The organism is Streptomyces sp. NPDC107765 (assembly GCF_055657085.1).
Genome location: NZ_JBVKBL010000002.1, coordinates 412,246 through 424,683, shown reverse-complemented (window position 1 = coordinate 424,683; position 12,438 = coordinate 412,246). Strand labels below are relative to the sequence as shown.

At 73.8% G+C, this 12,438-nt stretch carries 8 protein-coding genes; 5 read left to right on the top strand and 3 right to left on the bottom strand.

Annotated elements, in window-relative coordinates; genetic code table 11:
* Positions 1 to 124: 124 nt before the first annotated feature.
* Positions 125 to 3,439 (bottom strand): tetratricopeptide repeat protein, encoded by a 3,315-nt coding sequence (locus ACZ7MX_RS06355; RefSeq protein ID WP_472129846.1) that lies wholly within the window; start codon positions 3,437 to 3,439, stop codon positions 125 to 127.
* Positions 3,440 to 3,584: 145 nt separating this feature from the next.
* Here ACZ7MX_RS06355 and ACZ7MX_RS06350 point away from each other — a divergent pair, with 145 nt between their 5' ends.
* From ACZ7MX_RS06350 to ACZ7MX_RS06335, 4 genes are all read left to right on the top strand, one after another.
* A complete protein-coding gene (locus tag ACZ7MX_RS06350) occupies positions 3,585 to 5,630 on the top strand; it encodes a thioredoxin domain-containing protein (protein WP_472129844.1) in 2,046 nt (681 codons plus the stop codon).
* 134 nt (positions 5,631 to 5,764) lie between these two features.
* On the top strand, positions 5,765 to 6,775 hold the full coding sequence (locus tag ACZ7MX_RS06345) for a zinc-binding dehydrogenase (protein WP_472129842.1): 1,011 nt from the start codon (positions 5,765 to 5,767) through the stop codon (positions 6,773 to 6,775).
* An 84-nt stretch (positions 6,776 to 6,859) separates the two neighbouring features.
* Positions 6,860 to 8,212, top strand: a complete 1,353-nt coding sequence (locus ACZ7MX_RS06340) for an amidase (protein WP_472129840.1) — start codon at positions 6,860 to 6,862, stop codon at positions 8,210 to 8,212.
* Between the two features lie 89 nt (positions 8,213 to 8,301).
* Positions 8,302 to 8,730 (top strand): MerR family transcriptional regulator, encoded by a 429-nt coding sequence (locus tag ACZ7MX_RS06335; protein WP_472129838.1) that lies wholly within the window; start codon positions 8,302 to 8,304, stop codon positions 8,728 to 8,730.
* Here the strand turns inward: ACZ7MX_RS06335 and ACZ7MX_RS06330 are convergent.
* Positions 8,720 to 9,388, bottom strand: a complete 669-nt coding sequence (locus ACZ7MX_RS06330) for a TetR/AcrR family transcriptional regulator (protein WP_472129837.1) — start codon at positions 9,386 to 9,388, stop codon at positions 8,720 to 8,722. The genes ACZ7MX_RS06335 and ACZ7MX_RS06330 overlap by 11 nt on opposite strands.
* Positions 9,389 to 9,584: 196 nt before the next feature.
* Positions 9,585 to 10,301 carry a PAQR family membrane homeostasis protein TrhA gene (gene trhA, locus ACZ7MX_RS06325; protein WP_472129836.1) on the bottom strand — a complete coding sequence of 239 codons (717 nt, stop codon included), beginning with the start codon at positions 10,299 to 10,301 and terminating at the stop codon, positions 9,585 to 9,587.
* A gap of 238 nt (positions 10,302 to 10,539) precedes the next feature.
* Here trhA and ACZ7MX_RS06320 point away from each other — a divergent pair, with 238 nt between their 5' ends.
* Positions 10,540 to 12,369, top strand: a complete 1,830-nt coding sequence (locus tag ACZ7MX_RS06320; protein WP_472129835.1) for a phosphoenolpyruvate carboxykinase (GTP) — start codon at positions 10,540 to 10,542, stop codon at positions 12,367 to 12,369.
* Positions 12,370 to 12,438 lie beyond the last annotated feature (69 nt).

The following is a 12,438-nucleotide window of genomic DNA, read 5'->3' as shown; positions in this document are numbered from 1 at the left end:
CCCTGCCGGGAACGCCGGTTGGCGTACGCTCCCGGCGGGTGCCGTCAGTCCTCGACTGCCTCAGGCCCCGGCAGCCTCAGGCCCCGGCAGCCTCCGTCTCCGGCCGCCTCCGTCGCCGACTGCCTCAGTCCCCGACCGCCGGAGTGGCCAGGACGCCCATGACCTCGCGGGCGTGGCGGTCCGGGACCATGCCGAGCCGCCAGGCCTGCCAGCCCGTCTCCGGCTCCACGCCGCGCTCCAGCAGCAGGGCGAACGCCTCCGCGCAGTCCTCCAGCTTCGCGTCGCGGGTCGGGTGCTTGTCCCGTATGAGCCCGGCCAGCTCCTCCTGCGCGACGGCCGTGCCCACCACCGAACCGCCCGCCGAGGCGAACGGCAGCAGTGTGCAGCGCAGGAAACGCGCCCAGTCCTCGCCGCGCCGGTCGCCGTAGCCGGCGAAGGTCCCGGCCGCCTCGTCGGCCAGCTCCAGCGCCTGGGCCGCCCGCCCGTTGCCCGCGTCGATGATCACCAGCTCCAGGCAGGACCACGCCTCCCCGTGCGGCACCCCGATCCGTGCGAAGTCCTTGCGGGCGTCCTGCAGCAGCTGCCGGGCGAAGCCGCTGTTGCGCAGCGAACCGGTCTGCTCGGCCCGCAGATCGCGGGTGACCCGCCCGGAGTGGTGCCGGGCGCAGGCCAGGCCGTAGCCGTCCTGCATCCGGGAGAACATCGTCCGCGAGCGCTCCAACTGCCGCAGCGCCGCGTCCCGCTCGCCGCGCTCCTCCAGCGCCTGGCCGAGGTAGTACATCGTCCACGCCTCACCACGGGCGTCCTCGTGCTGGTGGTGCAGCGGCAGCGCCTGCCGCAACTGGTCGGCCGCCGGCCCCGGCTCGCCGGCCACCAGCCGGGCCCGGGCCAGCTGGGTCATCGCCCAGGCCGCGCCGCGCTCGTCCTGGGTACGGCCGTACAGCTCCAGCGCCGCGTGCAGCGCCTGCTCGGCGCGCGGTACCTCGCCGGTGCGCAGATACACCTGGCCGAGCTGGAAGTGCGCCCACGCCTGGCCGTGCAGGCTCTCGCTCTCCTCGTGCAGCTCCAGGGACTCGCGCAGCATGGCGAGGGCCTCGGCGAGCTGCGCCCGGTCCCGCTCCACGGCCGCCAGGGCGTGCAGCGTCCAGGCCCGGTCGCCGTGCATGTCCGGACCGGACTGCAGCTCCAGCGCCTCCCGGAGCTTGACCGCGGCCTCCTGCAGGTTGCCCTGCTGCTGGAGGGTGATGCCAAGATCGCGCAACGCCCGTGCGGCGCCCGCCGGATGCTGCGCCTCGAAGTAGAGATCGACCACCGACGACAGGGTCGTCCGGGCCTTGTCCAGCTCGCCGAGCTGGCGGGCCGCCACACCGGTGCGCCACTGCACCGAGCGGACCAGCAGGCCCTGGCCGACGGCCCGGGTGAGCTCGCTCAGCTCCCCGAGGCGGTAGAGGTCACCGCGCAGCAGGCAGTAGTCGGCCAGGGCGCCCAGCAGGTGCGAGACCGCGGCCTGGTCGACGTCCTGGTCGGCGTGGCGCAGTGCGGCCGTGATGAAGCTGGACTCGTCGTCCAGCCACTGCAGGGCCGCGTCCAGGGACGTGAAGCCGTGCGAACCGAAGCGGTCGGCGCGGGTCGACGTACGGCCGTCGACCAGCCGGATGACGGAGTCGGCGAGCTCCGCATAGCCGCGGATCAGCCGCTCCTGGGCCGCGCCGCGCTCGCCGGGCTCCTCCTCGTCCACCAGTCGGGCGTGCGCGAAGGCGTGCACCAGGGTGTGCAGGCGGTACCGCTCGCCGCGGACGTGCTCGATGAGGCCGGCCCGGGCCAGGGCCGTCAGCTGCCGTTCGGCCTCGGCGGTCTCGACGCCGAGCAGCGCCGCGGCGGCCGCCGCCCCCAGGCTGGCCCGACCCACCAGCGCCAGCCGGCGCAGCAGCCGCCGGGCCGGCTCGGGGCGGTCGGCGTAGCCCAGCGCCAGCGCCCGCTCCACCGGCGGGGCCGGGGGACCGGACGCCAGGACCGCGGCCAGCTCGGCGGGGGTGCGCGGGCCGAGGGCGGAGCCCGCCACCCGCAGGGCCAGCGGCAGGCCGTCGCACAGCCGGGAGATCTCGTCGAGCGCCCGGGCGTCGTACGGCTCCGCCGGGACGTCCGCCGGCCGGGCGCGGGAATCCGGCGCGCCCGCCGTCCCCTCGCCGGCCGCCGCGGCGGCGCGCAGCAGCTCCTCGGTGCCCGCGGTGTCCAGCGGCCCCACCGGGAGGTGGTGCACCCACGCCTCCAGGTCCTCGGGCAGCTTCAACGGCTCCCGGGACGTCACCAGCACCAGGCTGTCGGACCGCTCCGGCACCAGCGTGCGCACCTGCTCCGGGTCCGCGGCGTCGTCCAGCAGGACCGTCACCGGCAGGCCCGTCAGATGCTGGTGGTACAGCTCCGTGAGCCGCTTGACGTGCTGCTCCTGGGAGGGGCGCTCGCGGAACAGCAGCTGCTCGCGCGGCGCGCCGAGACGGTTGAGCAGATGCAGCAGCGCGTCCCGGGTCGGCAGCGGCACCTCGCCCGGGGTGTCGCCGCGCAGATCGACCACACAGGCGCCGCGGAACTGGTCGCGCAGCTGATGGGTGGCCCGCACCGCCAGCGCCGTACGCCCCGATCCCGGCTCGCCGTGCAGCACCACCACGGTCGGCCGGGTCTCCGTGGACGCGCGGGCCGCGTGCACCCACTGCGCGATCCGGCCCAGCTCGGCCCGCCGGCCGGCGAAGGGGCCGTCCGATTGCGGCAGTTGGGAGAACGAGTGCTCCAGTACGGACCGCTGCCGGGCCGCCGCGCTCCGGTCGGCGCCGCGCAGCTGCGGCCCCCGGGTGGTCTTCGCGGCCGCCGCTTTGTCCTTCGTGCCGCCGTTCCGGGCCGCCGCTGCCAGCATCCGCTGCTGGTCCAGGAACGGCCGGATGCCCCGCACCTCCAGCGCCGTCAGCCACTGCAGCCGCAGCTGCTCCGCACCGCCGGGCTGCCCCCGCCGCCCCGCCTCACGGTGCGCGGCCGGCCAGTGGCCCGCGGTCAGCTTCAGGACCGTCGCGGCCGCGCCCGCCACCAGCACCGCGGCCCCGGCCCCCAGTGCCGCGCCGCCGCCCGTGCCGTACGCGAGGTCCGTGCCGAACGCCGCCACCGCCGCGACGGCCGTCGCGACCGCGGGCGTGCCCAGCTCCTTGGGCGCCAGCCGCCGCCCCAGCGACGGCCGGCCGGCGGCCGCCTCGTCCAGCGCCCGGACATAGGCGGTGTACTCCTCGGCGGCACTGCCCGCCAGACCGTCCAGCTCCGCCCGCGCTCTGCCGAGCAGCGCCGCCCCGTCCAGCCGCCCGCCCGAGCGGCGCACCTCCTCCTCGACGGCCCTGGTCAACAGGGCCTCCACGTCCGCGCGATGGTCCTCGCGCAGCGCAGCCAGTGAGACCGGCATGACGTCCCCCTCCGCAGTTACCGCAGTCTCCGGCGGCGATCTTCGCCGTACGCACAGTGTTCCGCCTCCGCGCGGATTCCGGCAGGCTTGTGGATAACTCCCTTCGCTCCCGTCACGGCGGGCCCCGGTGGGAGAGGATGGACTCATGCCGAACCGCCTGGCCCAAGAGACTTCCCCGTATCTGCTCCAGCACGCAGACAACCCCGTCGACTGGTGGCCGTGGTCCGCCGAGGCGTTCGACGAGGCCCGCCGGCGCGGTGTGCCGGTGCTGCTCAGCGTCGGCTACAGCTCCTGCCACTGGTGCCACGTCATGGCCCACGAGAGCTTCGAGGACGCGGACACCGCCGCGCTGCTCAACGAGCACTTCGTCGCGGTCAAGGTCGACCGCGAGGAGCGGCCGGACGTGGACGCGGTGTACATGGAGGCCGTGCAGGCCGCCACCGGCCAGGGCGGCTGGCCGATGACCGTGTTCCTCACCCCCGACGCCGAGCCGTTCTACTTCGGTACGTACTTCCCGCCCGAGCCGCGACACGGCATGCCGTCGTTCGGACAGATCCTCGAAGGGGTGCGCGCCGCCTGGGCCGACCGCCGGGACGAGGTCGGCGAGGTCGCCGGGCGGATCGTGGCCGACCTGGCCGGCCGTTCGCTGACCGAGTCGCTGCCCGCCGACCGGCGCCCGCCCCGGCCCGAGGAGCTGCACGCCGCCCTGATGGGCCTGACCCGCGACTTCGACGCGGTGCACGGCGGCTTCGGCGGAGCGCCCAAGTTCCCGGCGTCCATGGTGCTCGAATTCCTGCTGCGCCACCACGCCCGCACTGGTTCGGCGGGGGCCCTGGAGATGGTGCAGGCGACCTGCGCGGCGATGGCCCGCGGCGGCATCTACGACCAGCTCGGCGGCGGCTTCGCGCGCTACGCGGTGGACGCCACCTGGACCGTGCCGCACTTCGAGAAGATGCTCTACGACAACGCCCTGCTGTGCCGGACCTACGCGCACCTGTGGCGGACCACCGGCTCGGACCTGGCCCGCCGGATCGCCGTGGAGACCGCCGACTTCATGGTCCGCGAACTCCGCACCGACCAGGGCGGCTTCGCCTCGGCCCTGGACGCCGACAGCGACGACGGCACCGGCCGGCACGTCGAGGGCGCCTACTACGTATGGACGCCGGAGCAGCTGCGCGCCGTACTGGGGGAGAAGGACGCGGAGTTCGCCGCCACGTACTTCGGCGTCACCGAGGAGGGCACCTTCGAGGAGGGCGCCTCGGTGCTCCAACTCCCCGACGCGGATGGGCCGGTCGACGCCGAGCGGGTGGTGTCCGTCAGGCAGCGGCTGCTGGCGGCGCGTGACCAGCGGCCGCGCCCCGGCCGGGACGACAAGGTCGTCGCCGCCTGGAACGGCCTGGCCATCGCCGCACTCGCCGAGACCGGCGCCTACTTCGACCGCCCCGATCTCGTCCAGGCCGCCACCGACGCCGCCGACCTGCTGGTCCGCGTCCACATGGACTGGCACGCCCGGCTGCACCGCACCTCCCGCGACGGGGCGCCCGGAGCCAACTCCGGCGTCCTGGAGGACTACGCCGACGTCGCCGAGGGCTTCCTCGCCCTCGCCTCGGTCACCGGCGAAGGCGTCTGGGTGGACTTCGCGGGGCTCCTGCTGGACACCGTGCTGTTCCAGTTCACCACCGAGGACGGCGCCCTCTACGACACCGCCGCCGACGCCGAGTCGCTGATCCGCCGCCCCCAGGACCCCACCGACAACGCGTCGCCCTCCGGATGGACCGCGGCCGCCGGTGCGCTCCTCTCCTACGGGGCGCTGACCGGCAGCGACCTCCACCGGAGCGCGGCCGAACGCGCCCTGGGCATCGTCACCGCGCTCGGTGGCCGGGCCCCGCGCTTCATCGGCTGGGGGCTCGCGGTCGCCGAGGCGGCGCTGGACGGACCGCGGGAGATCGCGGTCGTCGGCCCGCAGGGGGATCCGGCCACCGCCGCCCTGCACCGCGCCGCGCTGCTCGGCCCGGCACCGGGCGCGGTCCTCGCGCTGGGCACACCCGGGACCGAGGAGGCCGACGCGGTGCCGCTCCTCAAGGACCGCCCCCTGGTCGACGGCAAACCCGCCGCCTACGTGTGCCGTCACTTCACCTGCGAGCGGCCCACGACGGACCCGGAGGAGCTGGCGGAGCGCCTCCGGGGGTGACGCCATGCGCCGGGGCCGCCCAGGGGCGGCCCCGGGCCCGGTCGTTCGGTTCACGCGCCGGGACCACCGCCCCAAGTCCTAGGACCCATGACCGGTTTGACCTTGACGTGCGCGTCAAGTTTTAGCCTCGGGTCATGACGAACCGCACATACCGTGAAGTCCGCCTGGCCGCCCGCCCCACAGGGCCGGTCACCGACGACCTCTTCGAGATCGTGGAGGTGCCGGTCCCCGAGCCCGGGCCCGGCCAGGTGCTGGTCCGCACCACCCATATGGGACTCGGCGCCGTGATGCGCAGCCTGATGGACGAGCACAGCGACGTGCCCATTCCCTCCTACGAGGTCGGGGCACCGCTGCACGGCCATGCCATCGGCGAGGTCGTGGCCGCCCCCGGTACCGGCCTCAACCCCGGTGACCTGGTGGAACACCAACTCGGCTGGCGTGAGTACGCGCTGCTCGACGCGGATGCGGCGACCCGCCTCGACCCGGATCTGATGCCCGACCCCGCCGCGTACCTCTCCCAGGGCTCCACCGCCCTGATGGGCATCGAGCGCGGCGCCGAAGTGCGTCCCGGCGACACCGTGTTCGTGACCGGCGCGGCCGGCGGCGTGGGTACCCTGGCCGGCCAGGTCGCCCGCCAGTTCGGCGCGACCCGGGTCATCGGCAGCACCGGGTCACCGCAGAAGGCCGACCGCCTGATCAAGGAACTGGGCTATGACGCGGTGGTCATCCGCGGCGCGGGCCCCATCGAGGAGCAGCTGCGCGAGGCGGCCCCGGACGGCATCGACGCGGTCTTCGACAACGTCGGCGGCGAGCAGCTGGAGGCCGCCCTCGCCCTCGCCAACCGCAACGCCCGGGTCGCCATCGTGGGCGCCCTGGCCAGCCAGCTCGCCCAGGACGGCCCGACCGCCGTCAAGGTGGAGGTCGACAGCCTCTCGCTGCTCATCAGGAGCATCACCCTGCGCGGCATCGCCCTCTACAACCACCTGGACCTGATCCCCCAGTGGAACCGGCGGTTCGCCGCGGGCCTCCGGGACGGCAGCCTCACCTTCCCGCACGTCCGGTTGCAGGGCATCGAACAGGCACCGCGGGCGCTGCGCGAGCTCACGGAGGGGCGCCACCTGGGCGCCGTCGTCGTCGAGTTGTGAGAGCGGGCGGCGGTCCGGGCGCGGGCCGTCGCCGCGGTCGTCGCCCAACCGGCCGTTGTCAGCGGCCGGTTGTAGCCTGCAGGCGTGACGACCTTGCTGGGGCACCGGCCCCTCGTCCAGGAGGCCGCGGCGCTGCGGTCCGGCGCGGACGACCCCGTCGACGCGGTGCGGCGCACATGCGACCGCATCGACGCCGTCGATCCGCAGGTGCGGGCCTTCGTGCCCGAGGACGGGCGGCGCACGCGGCTCCTGGAGGCGGCGCGGGAGCTGGCGGCGGCCGCTCCGCCGGACCCCGCAGGGCGGCCCGCGCTCTACGGCGTACCGGTCGGCATCAAGGACATCGTGCGGGTGGCCGGCCTGCCCACCCGCGCTGGATCGGCCCTGCCGCCCGAGGTGCTGGCCGGTGCGCAGGCCGTGGTGGTGGACCGGCTGCGCGCGGCCGGCGCCCTGGTGGCGGGCAAGACCGTCACCGCGGAGTTCGCCGTGACGGCGCCCGGCCCGACCCGTAATCCGCACCACACCGCCCATACGCCCGGGGGTTCCAGCAGCGGTTCGGCGGCTGCGGTCGCGGCCGGCATGGTGCCGCTGGCCATCGGGACGCAGACGGTCGGCTCGATGATCCGGCCCGCCGCCTTCTGCGGCGTGGTCGGCTTCAAGCCCACCTACGGGCGGATACCGCTCGACGGAGTGATCCCCAACGCCCTCAGCTTCGACACCCTGGGGTGGTACGCCACGGACGTGGCAGGCGTCGCCCTCGCCGCCTCGGTGCTGCTCGACGGCTGGCGCGGCGGGCGTGGCGGCCCCGGACGTCCGGAGACGGCCCCGCGCCCGGTGCTGGGCGTGCCGGTGGGCCCCTATCTGGAGCGGGCCGGCGAGGAGGCCCGGCGCGCCTTCAAGGAGCAGCGCGGGCTGCTGGGCGCCGCCGGGTACGAGGTCCGCGAGGTCCCGGTGATGGACGATTTCGACGCGGTCGTGGAGCAGTTGTTCACGATGAACCGCTACGAGGTCGCCCGGGCCCACGCCGACTGGTTCGCGCGCTTCGGCGACCGCTACCGCGAGCAGACCACGGCGGCCATCCGGCAGGGCCAGGCGATCGGGGACGCCGCCTACGAAGCGGCCCGGGCGCAGCGGGCCGCGTTCCGCGCGGAGCTCGCCGCGGCGTCGGCCGGGGCCGGCATCGACCTGTGGCTCGCCCCGGCGGCCACCGGCCCGGCCCCCGCCGACCTCACCACCACCGGTACGTCGATCATGTGCCTGCCCTGGAGCAACGCCGGTCTGCCGTCCCTCAGCCTGCCCGCCGGACGCGCCGCCGACGGGCTGCCGCTGGGGCTCCAACTCGTCGCCGCCGAAGGTGCGGACGAGGCCCTGCTGGAGGCGGCGGCCGGCATCGAACGCGTCCTGGACGGGGCGGCTGGCGAGGGGGCGAGCGGGCGCTGAACGACGGGACGGGGGACCACGAGGGAGCGGGCGGCCGGGCGAGCCCGCGGGACGAGAGGCAACCGGCCGTCCCGCCACGGGAGACGCCGATGCGGATCGGGGACGCCGCGGCGGCCGCCGGGATGACGCCGCGGGCGCTGCGCTACTACGAGCAGCAGGGCCTGGTGACGGCCCGGCGGACCCCCTCCGGGCACCGGGTCTACGACGCCGAGGACATCCGCCGGCTCCGGGCCGTCCGCGAACTGCGGGAAGCCGGGCTGACGGTGGGCGACGTACGGGCCTTCGCGCATCTGCTGCGCACCGTGCCGCCCGAGGGTGTGCCCGCACTGATTCCCCAGGACCCGGGCGCGGAGCGGTGTGCGACGGCCGAAGCGGTGGCCCGGCGCCGGCTCGCCGACCTGGACGAGCGTATCGAGCGGCTCTGTGAACTACGGGCGCGGCTCGCGGCACGCCTGGGCGAGCCGGTGGACGGTCCGGGCGCCGCGGCGCCGCCGGAGGCCCCCGTCGCTACGGCGTGAGCCCGCGCGCCAGCACGTCCATCGTCTGGTGGATCAGCCGCACCAGCTCCTCCAGACCGGGTGCCCGGTCCTTCCCGGGTGTTCGGCCTCCCGCGGGCGCTCCGGTCGCCGCCACCCAGGCCAGCATCGCCTCCTGGAGGGCGGCCAGGACGGCCGCGCTGATGACCCGTAGTTCGAGGTCGTCGGACGGGCGGCCGGTGCGCTCGGCCAGGACGGCGCTGATCGTGGCGGTGTTCCGGGCGGTGTTCTCCGCCGTACGGCCGCGGATGGCGGGCACTTCGCGGACCAGCCGGACGCGCTGGACGAGGTCGGTGCGGTCCTCCGGGGACAGCTGGTGCAGCGCCTCGATGGTGACCTGGCGGACCGACTCGACGATCGGCTCGTCCGCCGGCCGGGACCGCAGCCCGGTGGCCAGCACGGTGTCGTACTCGTCGGTGAGCACGAGGTCTTCCTTGGTGGGGAAGTAGCGGAAGACCGTGCTCGGCGAGACGTCGGCGGCCTCGGCGATCCGGTCGACGGGGGTCGCGTCGTAGCCCTGCTCCGCGAAGAGCCGGTACGCGGCCCGCCGGATCGCCTGCCGGGTCTTGATCTTCTTCCGTTCCCGCAGCCCGGGTTTCGGCGTTCCGGTGCGGGTGGCGGCGGTGCGTGCGGAGACCATGCACAGCATTCTCGGGCACCGGTCGTCCGGCGGGCCACGGTCCGGACCGGGCCCGCGCCGCGGCCGAGCCGCCGCCGTTGTCAGTGCCGTCTGTCACTCTGTGGAGCGAGGTGGTTCACGGAGCGTGAGTCGGGAGCCGGCTGCGCTCCGTGAACTGCGGGTGCTGCGTGGGGTGCCGGCGTCCGGGGCGTGTGTGTCAGGCGTGCGTGTACGCCACCAGCGAGATGCCGACGTAGTGGACGACGAAGGCGGCGAGCGTCAAGGAGTGGAAGACCTCGTGGAAGCCGAACCAGCGGGGGGAGGGGTTGGGGCGCTTGATGCCGTAGATGATGCCGCCGGCGCTGTAGAGCAGACCGCCGACGACGACGAGTACGAGGACGGCGACCCCACCGGTGCGCAGGAAATCGGGGAGGAAGAAGACGGCGGCCCAGCCCATGGCGATGTAGCAGGGCGTGTACAGCCAGCGGGGCGCGCCGACCCAGAAGACGCGGAAGATGATTCCGGCGAGCGCGGCCGCCCAGATCGCCCAGAGGAGCAGCTGCCCGCGTGATCCGGGCACGAGCAGCATGGTGAAGGGGGTGTAGGTGCCGGCGATGATCAGGAAGATGTTGGCGTGATCGAGGCGGCGCAGTACGCGGTCGGCGCGCGGGCCCCAATTGCCGCGGTGGTAAAGGGCGCTGACGCCGAAGAGCAGGCAGGCGGTCAGGGTGTAGATGGCGCAGGCCAGGCGGCCGCGGGGACTGTCGGCGAGCGCGGTGAGGAAGACCCCGGAGAGCAGGACGGCGGGGAACATCCCGGCATGCAGCCAGCCACGGAGTTTGGGCTTGAGCGGTGCGGCCGCAGCGGCGACCGTCGCGATCGCGGGGGACGCGGTGGCGGGCCGGTTCTCGGCGGCGTCGGGCGCGGAAGTCATGGCGCAATGCTAGCTACGCGACCGTAGGTTACCGGTTCGTCCACGAGTGGTGACGGTCACGAAGGCGCCCTCTGGACAGATCGGTATTCGGGTCGGATGATCAAATGAGTGCGGACGGCACCGGATGAGCGGTCACGAAGCATCCGGGTCGCGGCCCCCAAGGGGCAACAACTAAAAGATGCGGATTTTCCCGGCACGCCGGGCATATATCCGTCCACACCCTCATCTAGGAGCGATCGTGGCGCGCGACAACGCGGCTCCCACCGTCCCGACCCGTCACCAGGGCCTCATTGCCTGGGTCGACGAAATTGCAGCGATCACCCAGCCCGAGCGGGTCGTCTGGTGTGACGGCTCGGAGGCGGAGTACGAGCGTCTGTGTGAGGAGCTCGTCGACAAGGGCACGTTCAAGAAGCTCGACCCGATCAAGCGCCCCAACTCGTACTACGCCGCCTCCGACCCCTCGGACGTGGCCCGCGTCGAGGACCGCACCTTCATCTGCTCCGAGAAGGAGGCGGACGCCGGCCCGACCAACCACTGGAAGGCCCCCGCCGAGATGCGGGAGATCTTCACCGGTGCGGGCGGTGAGGGCGGCATCTTCCGCGGCGCGATGAAGGGGCGGACGATGTACGTCGTTCCGTTCTGCATGGGCCCGCTGGGCTCGCCGCTGTCCGCCCTCGGCGTGGAGATCACCGACTCCGCGTACGTCGCGGTCTCCATGCGCACCATGACGCGTATGGGACAGCCGGTGCTCGACGAGCTCGGCGAGGACGGCTTCTTCGTCAAGGCGGTGCACACCCTCGGCGCCCCGCTGGCGGAGGGCGAGGCCGACGTTCCGTGGCCGTGCAACTCCACCAAGTACATCTCGCACTTCCCCGAGGACCGCGAGATCTGGTCCTACGGTTCCGGCTACGGCGGCAACGCCCTGCTCGGCAAGAAGTGCTACGCGCTGCGCATCGCGTCGGTGATGGCCCGCGACGAGGGCTGGCTGGCCGAGCACATGCTGATCCTCAAGCTGACCCCGCCGCAGGGTGAGCCGAAGTACGTGGCCGCCGCCTTCCCGTCCGCCTGCGGCAAGACCAACCTCGCCATGCTGGAGCCCACGATCTCCGGCTGGACGGTCGAGACCATCGGCGACGACATCGCCTGGATGCGCTTCGGCGAGGACGGCCGCCTCTACGCCATCAACCCCGAGGCCGGCTTCTTCGGCGTCGCGCCCGGCACCGGCGAGCACACCAACGCCAACGCCATGAAGACCCTGTGGGGCAACTCCGTCTTCACCAACGTGGCGCTGACGGACGACGGCGATGTGTGGTGGGAGGGCATGACGGAGGAGACCCCGGCCCACCTGACGGACTGGAAGGGCCGCGACTGGACCCCGGACTCCGCCGAGCCCGCCGCGCACCCCAACGCCCGCTTCACCACCCCCGCCTCGCAGTGCCCGATCATCGCGCCGGAGTGGGAGGACCCCAAGGGCGTGCCGATCTCGGCGATCCTCTTCGGCGGCCGGCGCGCCAGCGCGGTGCCGCTCGTGACCGAGTCCTTCGACTGGAACCACGGCGTCTTCCTCGGTGCCAACGTGGCCTCCGAGAAGACCGCCGCCGCCGAGGGCAGGGTCGGCGAGCTGCGCCGCGACCCGTTCGCGATGCTGCCGTTCTGCGGCTACAACATGGGCGACTACATGGGCCACTGGGTCGACGTCGCCAAGGACAAGGACCAGTCCAAGCTGCCGAAGATCTACTACGTCAACTGGTTCCGCAAGAACGACGAGGGCAAGTTCGTCTGGCCGGGCTTCGGCGAGAACGCCCGCGTCCTGAAGTGGATCGTGGAGCGCCTGGACGGCAAGGCCGAGGGCGTCGAGACCCCGATCGGCGTGCTGCCGGCCAAGGGCGCGCTGGACACGAACGGCCTGGAACTGTCCGAGTCCGACCTGGACTTCCTGCTCACCGTCGACAAGGACGTGTGGCGCGAGGAGGCCGCGCTGGTCCCCGAGCACCTCAACACCTTCGGTGACCACACGCCGAAGGAGCTGTGGGACGAATACCGCGCGCTGGTGAAGCGGCTCGGCTGACCGTCGCCGACGCTCGCCGCCGGACATCCGGCCGGGGCCCCGCACCGATGGTGCGGGGCCCCGGCTCGT